The sequence below is a fragment of the Nitrospirota bacterium genome, from assembly GCA_016214385.1.
GTDB lineage: Bacteria > Nitrospirota > Thermodesulfovibrionia > UBA6902 > JACROP01 > JACROP01.
Genome location: JACROP010000158.1, coordinates 22,784 through 40,649, shown reverse-complemented (window position 1 = coordinate 40,649; position 17,866 = coordinate 22,784). Strand labels below are relative to the sequence as shown.

The 17,866-nt window shown below is 43.8% G+C and carries 19 protein-coding genes; 15 read left to right on the top strand and 4 right to left on the bottom strand.

Going from position 1 to position 17,866, the window contains the following annotated elements; all coding sequences use genetic code 11:
• The 8 genes from HZC12_09905 to HZC12_09870 form a co-directional block, all read left to right on the top strand.
• The coding region (locus HZC12_09905; protein ID MBI5027018.1) for a four helix bundle protein at positions 1 to 491 on the top strand (491 nt) is incomplete at its 5' end.
• A complete protein-coding gene (gene cas4 / locus HZC12_09900) occupies positions 488 to 1,114 on the top strand; it encodes a CRISPR-associated protein Cas4 (GenBank protein MBI5027017.1) in 627 nt (208 codons plus the stop codon). The genes HZC12_09905 and cas4, both read left to right, overlap by 4 nt.
• Positions 1,111 to 2,142 carry a type I-C CRISPR-associated endonuclease Cas1 gene (cas1c, locus tag HZC12_09895; GenBank protein MBI5027016.1) on the top strand — a complete coding sequence of 344 codons (1,032 nt, stop codon included), beginning with the start codon at positions 1,111 to 1,113 and terminating at the stop codon, positions 2,140 to 2,142. Before cas4 ends, cas1c begins: the two co-directional genes overlap by 4 nt.
• Before the next feature lie 124 nt (positions 2,143 to 2,266).
• On the top strand, positions 2,267 to 2,554 hold the full coding sequence (gene cas2, locus HZC12_09890) for a CRISPR-associated endonuclease Cas2 (GenBank protein MBI5027015.1): 288 nt from the start codon (positions 2,267 to 2,269) through the stop codon (positions 2,552 to 2,554).
• A gap of 459 nt (positions 2,555 to 3,013) precedes the next feature.
• Positions 3,014 to 3,550, top strand: a complete 537-nt coding sequence (locus HZC12_09885; protein MBI5027014.1) for a hypothetical protein — start codon at positions 3,014 to 3,016, stop codon at positions 3,548 to 3,550.
• 175 nt (positions 3,551 to 3,725) lie between these two features.
• Complete coding sequence (locus HZC12_09880) at positions 3,726 to 3,974, top strand: hypothetical protein (GenBank protein MBI5027013.1); 249 nt, start codon at positions 3,726 to 3,728, stop codon at positions 3,972 to 3,974.
• Entirely contained in the window at positions 3,958 to 4,341 is a 384-nt protein-coding gene (locus tag HZC12_09875) for a PIN domain-containing protein (GenBank protein ID MBI5027012.1), read from the top strand. Before HZC12_09880 ends, HZC12_09875 begins: the two co-directional genes overlap by 17 nt.
• A 138-nt stretch (positions 4,342 to 4,479) precedes the next feature.
• A complete protein-coding gene (locus HZC12_09870) occupies positions 4,480 to 4,686 on the top strand; it encodes a hypothetical protein (GenBank protein ID MBI5027011.1) in 207 nt (68 codons plus the stop codon).
• A gap of 35 nt (positions 4,687 to 4,721) precedes the next feature.
• Here HZC12_09870 and HZC12_09865 read toward each other — a convergent pair whose 3' ends face one another.
• The gene (locus HZC12_09865) at positions 4,722 to 5,942 is read right to left on the bottom strand and encodes an MFS transporter (GenBank protein MBI5027010.1); all 1,221 of its coding nucleotides are present in this window, start codon (positions 5,940 to 5,942) and stop codon (positions 4,722 to 4,724) included.
• A gap of 233 nt (positions 5,943 to 6,175) precedes the next feature.
• On the opposite strand from HZC12_09865, the gene HZC12_09860 reads away from it, so the two are divergent.
• From HZC12_09860 to HZC12_09835, 6 genes are read left to right on the top strand one after another with little or no spacing between them, the layout of a single operon-like run.
• A complete protein-coding gene (locus HZC12_09860) occupies positions 6,176 to 6,982 on the top strand; it encodes a zinc ABC transporter substrate-binding protein (protein MBI5027009.1) in 807 nt (268 codons plus the stop codon).
• 15 nt (positions 6,983 to 6,997) lie between these two features.
• The gene (locus HZC12_09855; protein ID MBI5027008.1) at positions 6,998 to 7,810 is read left to right on the top strand and encodes a metal ABC transporter ATP-binding protein; all 813 of its coding nucleotides are present in this window, start codon (positions 6,998 to 7,000) and stop codon (positions 7,808 to 7,810) included.
• On the top strand, positions 7,807 to 8,607 hold the full coding sequence (locus HZC12_09850) for a metal ABC transporter permease (GenBank protein MBI5027007.1): 801 nt from the start codon (positions 7,807 to 7,809) through the stop codon (positions 8,605 to 8,607). Before HZC12_09855 ends, HZC12_09850 begins: the two co-directional genes overlap by 4 nt.
• Positions 8,522 to 9,847 (top strand): NAD(P)/FAD-dependent oxidoreductase, encoded by a 1,326-nt coding sequence (locus HZC12_09845; GenBank protein ID MBI5027006.1) that lies wholly within the window; start codon positions 8,522 to 8,524, stop codon positions 9,845 to 9,847. Before HZC12_09850 ends, HZC12_09845 begins: the two co-directional genes overlap by 86 nt.
• Positions 9,848 to 9,888: 41 nt before the next feature.
• Positions 9,889 to 11,811 (top strand): sensor histidine kinase, encoded by a 1,923-nt coding sequence (locus tag HZC12_09840; protein MBI5027005.1) that lies wholly within the window; start codon positions 9,889 to 9,891, stop codon positions 11,809 to 11,811.
• Complete coding sequence (locus HZC12_09835) at positions 11,804 to 13,147, top strand: sigma-54-dependent Fis family transcriptional regulator (protein MBI5027004.1); 1,344 nt, start codon at positions 11,804 to 11,806, stop codon at positions 13,145 to 13,147. The genes HZC12_09840 and HZC12_09835 overlap by 8 nt, the downstream gene beginning before the upstream one ends.
• 23 nt (positions 13,148 to 13,170) lie before the next feature.
• On the opposite strand, the gene HZC12_09830 is transcribed toward HZC12_09835, so the two are convergent.
• On the bottom strand, positions 13,171 to 13,347 hold the full coding sequence (locus HZC12_09830; protein MBI5027003.1) for a hypothetical protein: 177 nt from the start codon (positions 13,345 to 13,347) through the stop codon (positions 13,171 to 13,173).
• Between the two features lie 398 nt (positions 13,348 to 13,745).
• Here HZC12_09830 and HZC12_09825 point away from each other — a divergent pair, with 398 nt between their 5' ends.
• Positions 13,746 to 15,542 (top strand): NapC/NirT family cytochrome c, encoded by a 1,797-nt coding sequence (locus HZC12_09825; protein ID MBI5027002.1) that lies wholly within the window; start codon positions 13,746 to 13,748, stop codon positions 15,540 to 15,542.
• Positions 15,543 to 15,628: 86 nt separating this feature from the next.
• On the opposite strand, the gene HZC12_09820 is transcribed toward HZC12_09825, so the two are convergent.
• Both HZC12_09820 and secG read right to left on the bottom strand, forming a co-directional pair.
• Positions 15,629 to 17,413: an HD domain-containing protein gene (locus HZC12_09820; protein MBI5027001.1), complete on the bottom strand. Its 1,785-nt coding sequence runs from the start codon at positions 17,411 to 17,413 to the stop codon at positions 15,629 to 15,631.
• Positions 17,414 to 17,518: 105 nt separating this feature from the next.
• Entirely contained in the window at positions 17,519 to 17,863 is a 345-nt protein-coding gene (gene secG / locus HZC12_09815) for a preprotein translocase subunit SecG (GenBank protein MBI5027000.1), read from the bottom strand.
• Between the last annotated feature and the right edge of the window lie 3 nt (positions 17,864 to 17,866).

Below are 17,866 nucleotides of genomic sequence, written 5' to 3'. Positions count from 1 at the left end.
CTACCGTGATCTTTTGCGACCGGTTTATCGACAAGAGGTCGCGTACGCATGATCAGATGGTGCAGGCGGCGCGGAGCGGGGTGCAGAACATTGCCGAGGGAAGTATGGCGTCTGCAACCTCGAAAAAGATGGAGCTCAAGCTGACCGGGGTGGCCCGGGCGAGTCTGGAAGAATTGTTGCTGGACTTTCAGGCATTCCTCCGACAGAAGGGCTTGCGTGTTTGGGCTAAGGATTCACCAGAGGCGCTTGCGATCAGGGAAAAGTATCAGTCTGACATGTCTGACAGGTCCGACGGGTCTGACCCCTATTCTCTGAAGACAGTTTCGCCTGAAGTTGCGGCGAACACTCTTATTTGCCTGATAAACCAAGCCAGTTATCTTTTGAGGCGGCAGCTTCAGAGGCTTGAACAGCAATTCCTGACTGAGGGCGGGTTCACTGAAAGACTTTATCAGGCGCGCTCGCAAGTGCGCAATAGGAGGAAGAAAACTTGAGTTACACCGAGGATGATTTAATCCAGCTTTCATCCTTACAGCACTTTATGTTCTGCGAAAGGCAGTGCGCCTTAATTCACATTGAGCAGCTCTGGAGCGAGAACTTGTTTACCGCCGAAGGCAGGATTATGCACGACAAAGTTGATACTGCAAACAGGGAAGTGCGGGGTAAGGTTCGTATTGATTACGGTGTGCCGATGCGTTCACTCAGGCTCGGCTTAATCGGCAAGGCGGATGTGGTGGAGTTTCACAAAAAAGATAATGGGACGTGGATTCCTTTTCCCGTGGAATACAAGCGGGGAAAGCCCAAAATGGATGATTGCGACAAAGTTCAGCTTTGCGCGCAAGCGATCTGTCTTGAGGAGATGCTCAATGTTGAAATCGAAAAGGGTGCGCTTTTTTATGGGCGGACGCATCGCAGGGAAGAAGTTATGTTCGACGCCAAATTGAGGCAGGAGACGGTGGACGCGGCAAAGAAAGTTCATGAGCTGATCGAATCCGGAATTACTCCAAAGGCCGAATATTCAAAGAAGTGCAAGAAATGTTCTCTATTGAATCTGTGTATGCCGAAGGTAAACAGGAAGGCGAGTAACTATCTTGTCAATGCGATGAGGCATGAATGAAAAAGCTTCTTAACACTCTCTTTGTAACGACTCAGGGAGCGTATCTTTCAAAAGAGGGCGAGACTGTTATCGTCAAGGTTGACGGAGAAATATCCATGCGCCTGCCTGTTCACACACTCGGTGGGATTGTCTGCTTTGGGCAGGTATCATGCAGTCCTTACTTGATGGGCTTCTGCGCTGAAAATGGTGTAGCCATCAGTTTTCTCACTGAGAACGGGGGATTTCTCGCAAAGGTCCAGGGGCCTGTATCGGGAAATGTGCTTCTCAGGCGGGAGCAGTACCGCCGCGCAGATGATATGAATTCTTCCGCTGAGATAGCCAAGGCTGTATTGACCGGAAAGATTGCAAACTGCCGAACAGTGCTTCAGAGATTATTGAGAGATCATTCTGAAAAAATTGATACGGATGCGATTTCAGATGCTTCACAGAAGCTTGCAAATGCAATGAGAAGATTGCAATCTGAATCATCTCTCGATATCTTGCGCGGAATAGAAGGAGAATCGGCAGACGCCTATTTTGAGGTCTTTGATCATCTGATTACATCGCAGAAGGATGATTTTACTTTTCACGAGCGGAACCGAAGGCCGCCTCTGGATAATGTAAACTGTCTGCTTTCGTTTATTTATACACTCTTAATGCATGATGTCCGTTCAGCCCTCGAATCTGTTGGGCTTGATCCCGCAGTTGGTTTTTTGCACAGGGATAGGCCGGGGCGCTATAGTCTTGCACTCGACCTGATGGAGGAATTCAGGCCGTATATTGCTGATCGTCTCACTCTTTCATTGATTAATCTATGTCAGGTGCAGGGGAAAGGATTCAAAAAGAAAGAGTCTGGAGCAGTGTGGATGGATGATGATACAAGGAAGACAGTGCTGGTAGCCTATCAGAAACGTAAACAGGAGGAGATAGAACATCCATTTCTAAAAGAGAAGGTTGCAATCGGTCTTTTACCCTATGTACAGGCGTTATTGATGGCGCGCTATCTGCGTGGAGATATTGACAACTATCCTCCGTTTATATGGAAGTGAGGAGTGCTAAAAATTGCCCCCTTTGAAAAAGGGGGCTGATGGGGGATTTTCAGGTAAATCGTTATTGAAAAATCTCCCCTCACCCCTCTTTTACAAAGAGGGGAAAGATAAAAGGTGAATTGAAATGTTTGTGCTAATAAGCTATGACGTTGCCACAGATGATACCGGCCCGCGCCGCTTGCGAAGGGTGGCACGCGCATGTAAGGATTTCGGGCAGAGGGTTCAATATTCTGTATTCGAATGCATTGTTGATCCTGCACAGTGGACAAAGTTAAAAGAGAGATTGATTTCCGAAATTGATCCTGAGAAGGACAGCCTGAGATTTTATTATCTCGGATCAAACTGGAAACATCGGGTCGAGCACGTTGGAGCGAAAGAACCAATTGATCAGGAAGGACCTTTGATCGTTTAAGTTGTCGTTGCGAACCGGGAGCTCACATTGTTTGTTTATGTAATTCGCAGCGATTGAAAGTTGTTTTGGAATAATGAAAGTTTTTATATTGCTCTTTGACAACTGAATTTTTTGGAATTGTGTATTGAAGGGTTCGCAAAAAGCTGTAGGTAAGTAGTTTATTTTTAAATGATTTATAGTTTAACAGTCGCTCCCCGCGCGGGAGCGTGGATTGAAACATGAGGTTAAGGGATGATAAGAAATCCCTGAGGCAGCCAATTAAACATAGGCAAGCAAAACGCTTGACACAAAACAGAGGGTTTGATAGCATTTTCCTAAAACACTCCTAAGGCTCAGTTATTCTGCCAATCAAGGATAAGACGCTACGAAGGGAGGTGAGGGAAGAGGATCATTTTCGTATCATCAATTCTTTCAATCGGATGCCATGGGCATCCTACATAACTTGACGGGGAGGACGAGATGCAAATTCTAAGGCTTTTTATGTTAGTGATGGCTCTGTTCCTGGTTGTTTCGATTGGCGCGGTTTCAGCCGTTGAGGCCTCAGACCAGACAGTAAAATTGTCAGGCACCAGATTCGAGATGGAGGTTCCGGCCGGCTGGGCGCCAGGGTATAAGGACCTGGATGAGAAGCTTCTTATGATTTTCTTCAAAGACGCGAAAAGTGGCGCTACCATAGAAGGTGTATACCTCAGAAAAGTACAGGCATCCTCATTCACACTCGCAGACTTCAAGAAATGGAGGATCGATGCAGAAAACAAGAGGTACGAGGGTAAAGGCCATAAGGTGGTCAAAGAGGGCGCTCTCACAATAGCAGGTGAAAAGGGAAACTACATCATGACCACATGGAAAGATGGCGGAAAGGAGTTTGAAAAGCATACCGCCCAGTATCTAAAGGATGGAAAGCAGTATATGGTCGTTCTTCACGGTGAGAAAGGTAAGGTGGACAAGAAAGTCTTTGACCACGCTGTCAAGACATTTGCCCTCGGGAAGGAATAACAAAGAAACGGGGGCAAACTGCCCCCGTTTTAGACGCACACTTTGACCAAGTCTGAAAGATACCTCCAATAAAACAAGAATTGAAGCAAATTGTGTTTGACATTTTTCTCATATATGATATTATATATGATATTCTATTCTTAATATTAATATAAAACATAGGGGGTGAGTAAAGATGCCAGGGGTTGGATTTTATCTCAATCAAAAATTACTTAATGCTGTTAAATCAAGGGCCAAAAAAGAAAAGGTAACTGTCTCTAAAATAATCAGTGAGGCATTGGAGAGCTATCTCTCTGTTAAAGAAAGGAAGTCGGCTAAGGAGAAGCTGTTTAGGCTTATTATTGAGAAGCATCCTTTAGGTGGAAAAGAAGGATGGGATAAACTCCACAAAGAAAGGACTATGGCGGATGAAAACAGGAATTGATACAGGATTTTTCTTCTCTCTTGAAATAAGAGACCCGATAGCTATGAAGGTATGGGATGAAAGAACAGAGGTCGTTACCTCAGTAGTTGTTATGTATGAGCTTCAGAAAAAATTACTGCAAGGTAGTTTTGAACAATGGGCATCAATGATTGAAGATATCCAGAAGGCAGTTACGATTGTACCCTTAACTGTAGAGGCAGCCCTGAAGGCTGGACATCTTGCCCACGATCTCAAGATTCCGGGTCTTGATGCCCTGATTTTATCTTCTCTGATCAATGCAGGGTGTATTGAGATATATACTACAGATTCTCACTTTGAAGCATATAAGAAGAGAGGAGTAAGGATTATAAACCTGGAAAAGTCGTAATAGAGCAAGGAGGGGTTTAATATGACATCAATAACTATTCTGAAGCGCGGAAACAATGCATGATATAATTTTTGTATGGCAAAATAGAGAGGTCTTATAGTCTTTCAGAAAGCTGAGGTAGAGGATGGGGAAAGAAGTATGGACAAAATAGAAGCCTCTACAAAGGTGCACGAGATAATGAAGGAGTTCCCTGAGCTTACTGATTATCTTCTGGAGCTGGGGCTTTGTGGTTGCGGGTTTGGCGATGAAAACACCCTTACATGGAACGTTGTCAAAGTGGCGGATGAGAAAGGTATGGACTTAAAGGTGCTTCTAAATGAGTTGAACAGGAGAATCAGGATATAAGATATTGGAGTGATGGAGTATTGGAGTATTGGTTTCTAAATTTTTAGAATCTCTGGTTTTTTCCATATCAGCAGTATTGTACCTAAAAGGCAGAGTTTTGCTCCGATTGCGATTGCAATCCCTGTCCCGACGTAATGCGCTAAAGTGCCGACTACAAAGTTTCCGATCGGCGTCATCCCGAGGAAGAAAAGCGTATACGCACTCATTACCCTTCCCCTCAGGTGGTCAGGTGCAACAAGCTGTATCAGGCTGTTTGCTGTTGCAAGATGTGTTAGTGCTCCCCAGCCGGTGAGGACAAGCATTGCTGAGGAAAGCCACATGACCTTTGAAAATGAAAACACAATAAGGGCCAGGGAAAAAATAATTCCCGCAGATACAGAGAGTAGTCCTTTTTTCTGCACATCGCCTCTCAGGGCAAGGCCCATGGCTCCGATAAAAGCGCCTGCGCCTGCTGAACTCATCAAAAGACCGAGGCCTGTTGGCCCTACCTGGAGGATATCGCGCGCGAAGACAGGCAGAAAAGTGATATATGGAAACCCGAAGAAGCTTATTATTGCAACAAAGATAATAAGGACATATATCCTTGATTCGCCAGAAATATACCTCAGGCCCTCAACCATTTCTTCTTTTATTTTTGAAGTCTTTTCTTTCAGCCCTGAGCTTGTCGAAGGGTCAAACCGCATCTTTCCAAGGGCAATGATGACTGCGAGGAAGCTCAAAGCATTTATATAGAAGCATGCCTCAAGGCTCAAATAGCCGATGGCAAGCCCTGCTATTGCTGGCCCTATTATCCTTGCGCCATTGAAGGCAGCAGAATTCAATGCTATTGCATTGAGGAGGCTTTCCCTTCCGACCATCTCAATGATAAAAGACTGTCTTGTCGGGACGTCAAAGGCATGGACTGTGCCGAGAATGGCTGTAAGGATTAACACATGCCATACATTGACAATCCCGGTGGATGTGAGTATTGCGAGAGTCAGGGCCAGGAACATGGATGATATCTGCGTTGTAATTAATATATCCCTTTTTGGAAATCTGTCAGCAGCAATGCCGCCAAATAGTGTGAACAGGAGTATTGGCAGTGAACCGGCAGTTCCAACAAGGCCGAGATAGAAGGGGGAATCTGTGAGCTTGAGCACAAGCCAGCCCTGGCCTACAGAGTGCATCCACGTGCCTGTGAGGGAGACGATCTGTCCGAACCAGAATATGCGGAAGTTTTTATGCCTGAGGGACAGAAGTGGTTGCTCCATCTTCATATTCGCTGATTTTACATGATACTATGTTGCAAAGGCAAAGGAGTAATAGTATGATTATTTAATCCGTGAATACATGTAAATTAAGCTTATTGCCGAACAATCCCGGAATCGAGTCGTACCGACTTTTTCGCTTTCTTCCTGTTTTTTTACTGGCCATTTGCTTTTTACTCCCCCAGAATTCCCCGGCATCAGAGAGAATCAAGGTCGCTGTGAGTATTTTCCCGCTTGCTGATATGGTCAAACAGGTGGGTGGAGAAAGGGTTGATGTCAGAGTCCTTTTACCTCCTGGCGCAAGTCCACATACATTTGAGCCAACTCCCAGGGACATGAGGGAACTTTCTGGTACAAAGATTTTTGTAAAAATAGGGGCTGGCCTTGAATTCTGGGCAGATAAAATAGTAAAGGCTGTAGCCTCAAAAGAGCTTGTAGTCGTAGAAGGGGCATCAGGTGTAAAATTAATAAAACAGATCGGAGGACATAATGGACATGAAAAACCAGGACATGCAGAAGATATTCGACAAGCTCAATCAGGAGACCCTCATATATGGCTTGACCCGGTTATTGCTGCTGACATAGTTCTAAAAATAGAGAAGGCCATTATCAGAGTTGATCCCCGGAATGCGGAATTTTATCAAAGAAACTCTAAGTTATATAGAGAGAAACTCCTGCAGCTTGACAGAGAAATATCAGCGAGGGTGAACAATTTCAGGATAAAAGAGTTTGTTACATTTCATTCAGCCTGGGGCTACTTTGCAAGACGTTATGGCCTCAGGGTTGCCGGAGTTATAGTTGAAACCCCTGGAAAAGAACCCGGGCCAAAACACATAGCAAAAATTATAAAAGAAGTTAAAAAAACAGGCTCTAATGTTATATTCGCTGAGCCACAGTTCAGCCCTAAAATAGCAGAGTCAATAGCGAGGGAGTCAGGGGCAAAGGTACTTTTTCTTGATCCCATTGGAGGCGCTGGACTCAAGGGGAGGGAGACATATATAGCCCTTATGAGATACAATCTATCTATAATGGAAGAGGCAATGAAATGATAAACACAGATAAAAATGGGCAAGACAGATACAAAAGCAATAGGGATAAATAATCTCGGTGTGCGGCTTGGAGGAAGAGAAGTCCTTAAAGGCATTAATCTCAGCCTTGATGCTGGATTGTTTCTCGGTATAGTTGGCCCGAATGGCGGTGGAAAGACAACCCTGCTGAAAGTAATCCTTGCACTGATAAAGCCTGACAGCGGTTCAATTGCGGTTTTTGGCAGGACGCCAGATGAAATTATAAAAAGAGACAGCATTTTCGGCTATCTCCCGCAGGGCCTTAAGATTGATAGCAACTTCCCTGCGAGGGCTATAGATGTTGTGCTTATGGGCAGGTATAAGAGAATAGGGATGTTTCGCTGGCCCGGCTCAGACGACAGGGAGAGGGCAATGACACTCCTGAGGATAATGGGGATGGAGGCCCATGCTGGTACACCTTATGGAAGGCTCTCTGGAGGCGAGCAGCAGCGTATTTCCATAGCAAGGGCACTCTCAGGAGAGCCTAAAATTCTGATCCTCGATGAGCCGAGCACAGGCATAGACGTTGTGGGTCAGGAAGACTTCTATCACCTGCTCAAGGGCCTTCAGAAAAAACTCGGCCTTACAATAATCATGGTGTCTCATGATATAGGAGCGGTTACAGCTTATGTTGATGAGATAGCGTGTCTGAATCATACGCTTCACTATCATGGCAGCCCGCTCGGAGCCCTGAATGAGGAAATCCTTGCAGGGCTCTATGGAAAAAATATAGACCTCCTTATGCACACTGATGTGTGCGATAAGTGTGCCAGGCTCAGGGGTATCCGTGATGAAGGTGACTCACAGTGATAGCTGAACTTTTATCATACTCATTTATGCAGAAGGCCATGGTTGCCGGTATCCTCGTAAGTTTGCTGTGCGGTGTTATCTCAGTCTTTGTCGTTTTGAAAAAAGTATCATTTATGGGTGCTGGCATTTCGCATGCGGCCTTTGGAGGAATTGCCCTGGGGGTATTTGCAGATGTCAATCCCCTTATAATGGCAGCGATTTACACTATAACTGTAGCGTGGGCAATAGAGATGTTGAGCAGAAAGGGGAAATTACCTGAGGAGACATTAATCGGAATATTTTTTGCAACCTCAATGGCCCTCGGTATCTTACTGATCGGACTTTCTAAAAAATATAACGTTGACCTGTTTGGTTATCTTTTCGGCAATATTCTTGCAATCTCCAGGGAAGAACTTATCATAATGGCTGTAATGACTGTTGTTGTCCTTTTTCAATTGGTTGCAATCTTGAAAGAGCTGCTCTTCATAACCTTCAATGAGGAGCTGGCTAAGGTGAGCGGCATATCTACTAATTTTGTCAACTCCGTCTTTATGCTTTCAATGGCAGTAACTATTGTAGTTTCCATGAAAGTAGTCGGTATCATCCTTGTCTCAGCCCTCCTTGTAATTCCCGGAGCAACAGCTCACCTTTTGACAAGGAATTTTTATGCGATGCTTTTGATCTCAGTGACTGTTGGCGTTGTGTCCACATTTTTAGGGCTTTTCATCTCCTATGCCTTTGACCTCGCGCCAGGCGGTGCAATTGTTATTGTTGCAGCATGCATTTTTGCGGTGGCTTTCCTATTGCGGAGGGGTTAACGCAGTCTTTTTAGATGGAGGATATGTGAGATACGTAATTATAGGTAACGGTGTTGCCGGGACAACTGCAGCAGCAAACATCCGCAAGGTTGATAAAGAGGGCGAGATAAGCATTCTCACCGATGAGCAATACCCATTCTACAGCAGGATAAGGCTGATGGACTACCTTGCAGGAGAAGTCGATGAAAATGGTCTGATAATCCATTCGCAGAGCTGGTATGACAGCAATGGTATAAGTCTTTTTCTCAAGACTCCTGTACAGGAGGTCGATAGGAATAATAAAGAGGTTGTTACAGCAGCAGGTCGGTACGAGTCACAACCGAGGCAGAGGCTTAAATATGAAAAACTCCTTATTGCTACAGGAGGTGTATCTTTTGTCCCTCTGATCCCTGGCGCTGATAAAAAGGGGGTCTTTACACTCAGAACCCTGAAGGATGCAATAGAGATAAGCAATTATGCAAAGAGTGCAGAAAAGGTTCTCCTCATAGGAGGAGGCGTCCTTGGCCTTGAGGCTGGCAATAGCCTGAGAAAGACAGGGCATCCTGTGGCAGTGGTTGAGTTTTCCTCAAGGCTTCTTCCAAGGCAGATGGATTACGAAGGAGCAGAGATGCTCAAGACCCAGATGGAGGAGATGGGATTTACTTTTTATCTCGGAGCAAAATCAAAAGAAATTCTCGGAAGCGATAAAGCTGAAGGACTTCTCCTTGAGGATGGGAGAAAAATAGATTGTGATTTAATAATCATCTCTGCAGGTGTAAGGCCCAATGCAGGACTTGTCGAGAGGCTCGGAATCAAGCTCGGCAAGGGTTTGCCTGTGAATGACAGGCTTGAAACAGAGATTTCTGATATATACGCTGCTGGAGATATAATCGAGCACAGAGGTATGTTTTACGGTATATGGCCTGCATCAGAAAAGCAGGGGGAAATTGCAGGGATAAATATGGCTGGTGGAAATGCCCGATATAATGGCACTGTCTCATCAAATGTTCTGAAAATAGCTAACATTGACCTTGTTGCTGCTGGAGATATTGATGCTGAAGGCAAATGTGAGTGTATCATACAAAAAGACAGGGACAGGCATGTTTACAGGAAACTGGTTATTAAAGAGGATGTCATTGCCGGCTGTATTCTTTATGGGAGCACCGCTGACAGGAGAAAGGTGCTCAAGGCCATAGATGAAAAGCGGAATATAAGTGCCATTAAAAAAGAACTGGAGAGGTGGAATTTAGATGTGCTCTAAGAAAATTGAAAATTTCTCAAAGGCTGGTGTATGTTAGATTTATGAGGTTGAAGATAAGGCAGAAGCTCCTTATGGTCTTCCTGGGAATAGCAATTGTTTCCACCACAACTATTTTTATTCTTAATTATACAGTCAGCAGCCGCGCCCTTACCAATAAGGTGAAGGAGGAATTGATGGAATCAGTCAGCCGCTCATCAAAAGAGGTGGACAACTTCTTGAGAGACCAGGAGGGCGAGGTTCTATCATTGGCTCAACTGCCGATACTAAAAGCCCTCCTTTATTCTCTGAGGTCTGAAAACTATGATGATTTTGACAGAAAACGGGAGATATTAGAGAGGTTTTTCCTGAGATACCAGGAGCACAAGGGGGCTATTCAGGCAATAAGGGTGGTTGATACAAAAGGGCAGGTGCTCGTCAAGATAAAAGAATTAAAGATTATAGAGAAAAATAAGCCACACCCCTACATACCCATCACTACAGTTGGTTCCCTCTATGAAAAGGAATTTTTCGATAAGCTGATGACTTTGAAGAAAGGGCAGGTGTGGATGTCAAACTTCGAGCTCGGTGTTGATAATAATCAGTTCTGCCCTCCGATGATACGTCTTTCTACTCCAATCTTTTACAGAGATGGCAAAAGGGCCGGATTTATTGTTATTAACATCTGGGGCAAGAGGATTGGAGAGATAATAAATAATACAATAACAAAGGATAATGGCTATTCCTTTATATTTGAAAAGAACCTTCATGAACCGCACCGGCATGGAATATATCTCTCACATCCTGATGCCGGCCTGTGTTTTTTAAATCAGACAAATAAAGGCAGGCTCTTTTTCGAAGATTACCCTGATGGGGCAGAATTGATTACCCGGGATGGGGGTGTGATTCAGGCCCCATCTTCAGGAAACCTCATGGCATATGTCTATTACTCTCCTTACAAATCACAGCAGAGGGGCTGGTATATTGTCACCATGGCATATGGCGACAGGGTTCTTGGCCCTGTTTTAAAACAAAGACAGGTTATGGTAACAGTGAGTCTTGTAACCTTTATAATGGTAGGTATTGCAGCGGTTTTGCTTTCAAGGGCGATGACAAGGCCAATAAGTCTTTTAGCGAGAGGTGTAAAAGAGGTAGGTGAGGGAAACCTCGACCACAGAATTGCTGTATCATCGGGAGACGAGATAGGAGAACTGGCAAAGAGTTTTAACTCGATGAGCACAGCCCTCAAAGAGAACATTGAGAAAAGGATGGAGGCAGATGCAAGGGCATGTCAGGCAGAGAAACTCGCCTCTATCGGTGAGTTAGCCGCAGGAGTCGCCCATGAGATAAATAATCCCTTAGGCAACATAATCTCAATATCCAGGCTGCTGGAGCAGGACATTAATAATGGCAACAATAACGCAGAGGCAATAAAGGCAGACATAGATACAATAATTAAAGAAGGTATGAAATGTGAAAGAATAATAAGCGGGCTACTTAATTTTTCGAGGGAGGTCCCACTGCATAAGAGTATGGAAGATATTAACTGTCTTATTGATGAGGTGATTCATGGCCTGAAATATAAGATTGAAAATAAGAAACTGACAGTCTACAGAGATTATGAAAAAATGCTGCCGATGATTTATGTGGATAAGGCACAGATGCAACAGGTTTTTTCGAATATCATTCTTAATTCTATACACGCAACAGAAACGGGGGGAAGTATAAAAGTTATAACCAGGCCATACGACAATAGGGTTGAAGTGGAAATCTCAGACACAGGTGTTGGAATATCAAAGGAAAACATAAAGCGGGTCTTTGACCCATTTTTTACCACAAAGGATGTTGGTGAAGGCACAGGGCTTGGGCTGGCAGTCAGTTATGGGATTGTGCAAAAACACATGGGAAGCATAAACATAGAAAGTGAATTAGGCGAGGGGACAAGGTGCATCATTACACTTCCCTGTGATGGAGGCAGTCATGTATGAGAATCTGAGGGTGCTGGCTGTGGATGACGACCCTGTCACATGCTCGATCCTCGAGAGGATACTCAATAAATGCGACTGCAAACATGAAATCATACAAAGCAGCTCAGAGGCACTCAAGAGGATCGAAAGGGACAAATATGACCTGCTGATAACTGACCTCAAAATGCCTGAATTTGACGGCATGAAAATAATGAAAGAGACCAAAAAGAAATCCCCTGACACCCATGTAATTATGATCACGGGTTTTTCCACGGTTGAAAGTGCAGTAGAGGCCATGAAACTCGGTGCCTATGATTATATAAGAAAACCTATAGACCCTGATGAGCTTTTGCTCATCGTCGAAAGGGCATTAGAAAATAAAATACTCCTTGATGAAAACAGGTTGCTGAAGGAAGAATTGGCCGAGAGATTCAGCTTCGAAAGCATTATAGGCCAGCATCCCAGGATGATGCAGGTTTTTGAAGTCGTTAAGAAGATATCACAGTCGAGGTCAAATGTAATAATCTGCGGTGAGAGTGGCACAGGAAAGGAACTTATAGCAAGGGCCATACATTATAACGGCCCGAGAAGGAAAAACAGGTTTATTGCAGTGAACTGCGGCGCAATACCGGATAATCTGCTTGAGAACGAGCTTTTTGGCCATGAAAAAGGCGCATTCACCGGCGCTTATGAACAGAAAAAGGGGCTTATAGAGGCAGCAGATGGAGGGACGCTATTTCTGGATGAGATTGGAAATATAAGTGAACCGATGCAGGTAAGGCTCCTCAGGGTGATTCAGGAAAAGAATTTCTTCAGGGTAGGTGGCACTGTAGAGGTAAAAGTGGATGTGAGATTCATTTCAGCCACAAATCAGGATATTGAGAGACTCGTTGAAGATGGTAGATTCAGGGAAGACCTGTTTCACAGGCTTAATGTCGTTACTATATCATTGCCTCCGCTCAGGGAGAGAAGGGAAGACATCCCCCTTTTGATTAACCACTTTATAAAAAAATTCAATCACTATTATGGAAAAGAGATAAAAGGGGTTACAGAAGATGTTCTGAAAGTGTTGATGGGATATGAATGGAAAGGGAATATTAGAGAGCTGGAGAATGTGATAGAAAGGGCTATAACCCTTATGGACGGCGATACCATAGAAGTCAGCGACCTTCCAGCCTATATCCTTAAGAGAGGTGATGCTAAAAATATAAGAAGAATACCTACGCTCAAAGAATTAGAGAAAGAACATATCCTCCGGATTTTGAAAGAGACAGATGGAGACAGAAATAGGGCGGCAGAGCTTCTCGGAATAGATAAGACAACACTGTGGAGAAAAATCAGGAGATATAACATTTGACCTAAGGTAAGATTCGCACAAAATTAGGAGCCGTTGGATTCTTCTTCAGTTTCAATTTCGTGAAATTCCATTGCACCCTCTAATTCCCAGCCACAATTGGGACAGACCATCTTTTCTCTACTAATTACTAAATCTCCTTCTTCAACATACCATTTGTCTAAATCCTTACCGCATCTATAACATATATTTCCTCTAACCAATTTCCCCTCTTATTTCCAGCACATAGCTTACCTAAACCCTACACTAAATCATACAAAAATTATTCTGTGGTATTTTAAGGTGATAAAGATGGGAGCACATTGCAGATTGCAATTTATTGATTGCATAATGCACTCCGAGAAATTATCTTTATTGTCAATCCTCTCCGTCGCTGCTTCTAAGATTATTCGATGCATTTTGCATTTATCCCGATATTTATTAAAAGATAAGTCCTTGAAAATCTTACATTCTCAAGATGGCATTACCCTTGCTTATTTTTAAGTGGAGATTTAACCACAGAGGTCACAGAGTTACAATTTTTCTTTACACTTTTCTCTGTGAACTCTGTGTTCTCTGTGGTTAAGTTTTGACAAAACGATTAATTGATTAAGGAGGGGAAATGAGGAAATCGATATTAATATTTTTTGTCCTGACACTGGGTATTATCTCATTACTCATTGTCAGCAGTAAAACCACTGCGCAGCAAAAGCCTCAGGATGTCAATAGCTGTCTTGAGTGCCATAGTAATGCAGCTAAGATGAAAGAGCTGGGTTTTCCGCAATTCACAATGACCCAGGAGGAGGTTGCCAAGCAGACAGGTATGCCTGCCTCATGCACAGACTGTCACCTCGGAAATCCAAAGGACAATACCAGGGAAGGCGCACATAAGGGAATACTCAGGCTCTACTATGTGAAGACGAAGGGATTCGAAGCAGTGACAAGGGATAAACTTAAGAAATTTGCGCCTGAGTCTCTGGAGCCAAGAGGGAAAAATCAAATGATTGACCTTTTGCCAATGGTTGAAAAAGAAGGAAAACAGGTAAAAGACCCAGAGGTAAACACAATTTTATTTCATGACAAAAACCCTGATACCCTCTCTTATGATTACTCTGTTCAGGAAAAGACCTGTGGCATCTGCCACCAAAAGCAGATGGAGGAATTCAAGAAGACCGCCATGGGTCACAATGCAAAGCAGAGCCAGTATAAGATATGGACCGATAAGAAAAGGGGACCCCATAATTGCGGTCTATGGTTTGTGGATAGTCAAGCTGAGATAGCAAAAAACACATCTGTCCCCTACACACAGGAAATGGCTAAGATTAACCAGAAGGCGTGTAACACATGCCATGTGGGCTGCCTTGACTGTCACTACAAACCAGGCAAGAAAGACCCGAACAACCCCAGGATGGGATCTCATACATTCACAAAGGCTCCATCTCCCCAGACTTGCTATGGTGGTGGAAGGGGTTCCATATGCCATGCAGGGCCTGAGGACAGAAGGAGGGGAGCTGGCTACATAGCAGGAGATTATTCAAATCCAAAGGGATTAACCCCTGATGTGCATTATTCAAAGGGGCTCCTCTGCACAGACTGTCATGAGACTGCGGCTAAGAATAAAAAACTCCTGCATGGACAGGTAAAGAGGCAGGCTAAATGTAACAAGTGCCATGAGCCTGCTGTGAAGGCAGTCTCAAAATCTATTCACAAAAAACTCTCATGTGAGGCATGCCATATCCAGGATGTTGGTGGTTATACCGGCACATTCTGGGGACCTGGTAAGGTTGGTGGTGTTGCTACGCCTTTCAAAAAGTATAAAGACTATTATGGTGTAATGAAAGAGCCCATTCTTATCAAAGACCAGAAAGGAAGATGGATACCTGTAAAGCCCTATGCAATGGCTGCAATGAACCAGAAATCTGCAGGGGGACTTAAACTCGGGCTTGCATGGAGATACCCTTTAAATCTCCCTGACCTTGAAAGGACAGATGATGCCTATGCATTTGTTGGGCTACTGAAAGGGATGCCTGAAAATGACAATGTCCTTGCGTGGATACAGATGGACAAGATGTCTCACAAATATGGCAAATCAAGGAAGTGCGAAAGCTGCCACACAAAGGGTGGAGAGCAAAGACAAGAGGTTTCGTGGAAATTTTCAGACCAGGGTGCAGAACCCTTTGACGGAAAACATACTGTAGTAGCCAATAAAAAGGGTTTATTCATAAAGGATATGCAGGCTACAACAGAGATAAAGGTCAAAGAAGGCTGGAAGACCTCAAGCTTTGCGCCGTGGTATTACCTGAAGGATAAGTGGCAGGTTAAAGGTAATTTCTCAATACCACAGGTAAAGAATAAACGCCTCTATTCTAAGGAAGAAAAGAAGTATAAAAGTCTAAAGGAAGGCGAGAAGTATCATTAAAAATTAGCCTTTTTCGCCACAGCGAATCAGCCGTGGCTGATAAGGACAGGACAATGAGTAGATGGGTAGGGTGTGCTAATGCCATCCTACCCGATGCCTTTTGATATATCACTCTCTAAGACCTCAATAAGTGCTTTTACAACATCAGGCTCGAATTGTGTCCCTGAACATTTTATGAGTTCATCCTTAGCTTCCGCAAGAGATTTAGCAGATCTGTAAGGTCTGTCGGTTGTCATGGCATCAAAGGCATCTGCAGCAGCGAGTATCCTTGCGCCTATTGGTATCGCATCCCTCGAGAGACCATCAGGATAGCCTTTTCCATCATACCTCTCATGGTGATGCCTGATATCAGGCATGATGTCTTGAAGCTGTTTGATATGCCTCAATATCTCCTCTCCTTTTGAAGGATGTTTTTTAAACTCATCGTACTCGCTTCCCATTAAAGCACCTGATTTATATAGAAGCTCTCTGTCAGTGCCTATCTTGCCTATATCGTGAAGAAGGGCTGCAAGCTTGAGTCTATCCAATGCACTTTTATTAAGCCCCATCTTAGCCCCTATAGCTATGGATAATGCCATTACCCTGTCAGAATGTCCCCTTGTCCAGCCGGATTTTGCATCAATGGCTTCTGTGAGGGTTGTTATGGTGTTTATAAACAGGTTTTGAAGTTCACTGAAGAGCATGGAATTTTCCATGGCAATAGTTACTTGCTGGGAAAGGGGCAAAAGGATTTCGAGGACTGTTGCGTCATAACTGTTTGGGATATGGCTGCCGAGGTTGAAGGTCCCGATGGCCTTGCCTTTGGAAATCAGCGGCACGATTATATAAGACCGTATCCCCTCAATTTTATCTTCGTAGAATTGCTTCTCAAGGGCGGTATCCTTACGGATAAATGGTTTTTTCTTGTCGATTGCCCAGCCAATGGCACTTCTTTCCTTCGGTCTGATTATTTTTTCAGCGGATGCTGACCCATTATTTTGTAAAACAGCGACCATATGGATTGTGCCTGTTTTTTCATCACAGGAGGAAATGCTGATCCTGTCATAAGGGACCAGTTTTTTTACTCCCTGAGCAAAGGTGTAATAGACGTCGTCTATGTTTAGCTTTGAATTTATGGTCTTACCCAACTCACAAACAATCGATGTCCTTTCAGCCTCTTTTCTTATATCTTCTTCCTTCATTTTCAAGGATTGAATCATGTGTATAAGGGCTTTTTGAAGGTCTCCAACCTCATCTTCTGTAGTTACCCTTATATGTGTAGAATAATCACCCCGGGATATCCTCCTGCTGATTGATGCCAGCTTTTCAATAGGTTTTGCAAAGGTCTTTCCCAGGATAAAAACCACTGCTGCATTTAATGAGATCAGGAGGATACTGATTCCAAAGGCAATATTTTTTGCCCGTTTTTTCCCATCTACGATATCCTTAATTGAGAACCTTACCCATAATGTGCCTACATTATGTTCGTTCACTGAGATTGGAGTAATTACATCTTGATTTTCTTCAGAGGCAGCTTTCTTTATCTTTATCTCTTCGAGAGTTTTGCCGACCATTTTTGCGTCGCTACTGAAGATTACTTTCCCATTACTATCCGTTACAGTCGCGGAGATTACTCCTGGATGGTTTTTAAGAGCAGTTGTTGTTTCTGAAAGTCCTCCCCAGTCTTCCTCCAGGATGAACTTTGCACATGTGTTTACATAGCCGTTTATCAGTGCAGTGTGTTTTGCAGATACTTCTCTTGAGAGACTCTTATGATAGATGGAGAAAGCCTGCCATACCATTATACTGAGGAGAAGGGCATTGGCCAGGGTTATGGTCAGGACCAGCCTGTGCCTTAGAGTGAGACCGAGTCTCTTTTTAAGGGCTGTCATTTAAAACAAATTTTAACACATTTTTATAGGTTGTTGCAAGGAATTTTTAAAGCAAATCTTAAACATTATACAGGGAACATCCTCTCTAAAAAGGAAATACCCTGGTTATTTTGCTGGCTGGGGAGGAGCCGCAGGTTTTTCCTGTACAGGGCCTGAAGGAGATTCTGAAAAGGGTTTTGCTGGAGTTTCCTGAACAGGCTGTTTTTGCAGCACGATAGAGCCTCTTTTGGCAGATAAAACAGCAAGGCTTAAAGAAGTCAACATAAAGACAATGGCTGCAACTGTGGTGAGTTTATTTAAAAAAGTTGCCGCACCCCGACTTCCAAAAAGGGTCTGGCTTGAACCTCCAAAGGCAGCGCCAATCTGCGCTCCCTTGGTGCTCTGTAGCAGTACAATGAATATTAAAAACACACAGACCATCAGGTGAATTACAACTATTAATGTAAACATCTA

Bases quoted from the DNA above. Each gene is read 5' to 3' on its own strand.
- cas1c (MBI5027016.1), top strand. From the start codon at position 1,111: ATGAAAAAGCTTCTTAACACTCTCTTTGTAACGACTCAGGGAGCGTAT.
- cas2 (MBI5027015.1), top strand. From the start codon at position 2,267: ATGTTTGTGCTAATAAGCTATGACGTTGCCACAGATGATACCGGCCCG.
- HZC12_09885 (MBI5027014.1), top strand. From the start codon at position 3,014: ATGCAAATTCTAAGGCTTTTTATGTTAGTGATGGCTCTGTTCCTGGTT.
- HZC12_09880 (MBI5027013.1), top strand. From the start codon at position 3,726: ATGCCAGGGGTTGGATTTTATCTCAATCAAAAATTACTTAATGCTGTT.
- HZC12_09875 (MBI5027012.1), top strand. From the start codon at position 3,958: ATGAAAACAGGAATTGATACAGGATTTTTCTTCTCTCTTGAAATAAGA.
- HZC12_09870 (MBI5027011.1), top strand. From the start codon at position 4,480: ATGGACAAAATAGAAGCCTCTACAAAGGTGCACGAGATAATGAAGGAG.
- HZC12_09865 (MBI5027010.1), bottom strand. From the start codon at position 5,942: ATGAAGATGGAGCAACCACTTCTGTCCCTCAGGCATAAAAACTTCCGC.
- HZC12_09860 (MBI5027009.1), top strand. From the start codon at position 6,176: ATGGTCAAACAGGTGGGTGGAGAAAGGGTTGATGTCAGAGTCCTTTTA.
- HZC12_09855 (MBI5027008.1), top strand. From the start codon at position 6,998: ATGGGCAAGACAGATACAAAAGCAATAGGGATAAATAATCTCGGTGTG.
- HZC12_09845 (MBI5027006.1), top strand. From the start codon at position 8,522: ATGCCTTTGACCTCGCGCCAGGCGGTGCAATTGTTATTGTTGCAGCAT.
- HZC12_09840 (MBI5027005.1), top strand. From the start codon at position 9,889: ATGAGGTTGAAGATAAGGCAGAAGCTCCTTATGGTCTTCCTGGGAATA.
- HZC12_09835 (MBI5027004.1), top strand. From the start codon at position 11,804: ATGTATGAGAATCTGAGGGTGCTGGCTGTGGATGACGACCCTGTCACA.
- HZC12_09825 (MBI5027002.1), top strand. From the start codon at position 13,746: ATGAGGAAATCGATATTAATATTTTTTGTCCTGACACTGGGTATTATC.
- HZC12_09820 (MBI5027001.1), bottom strand. From the start codon at position 17,413: ATGACAGCCCTTAAAAAGAGACTCGGTCTCACTCTAAGGCACAGGCTG.
- secG (MBI5027000.1), bottom strand. From the start codon at position 17,863: ATGTTTACATTAATAGTTGTAATTCACCTGATGGTCTGTGTGTTTTTA.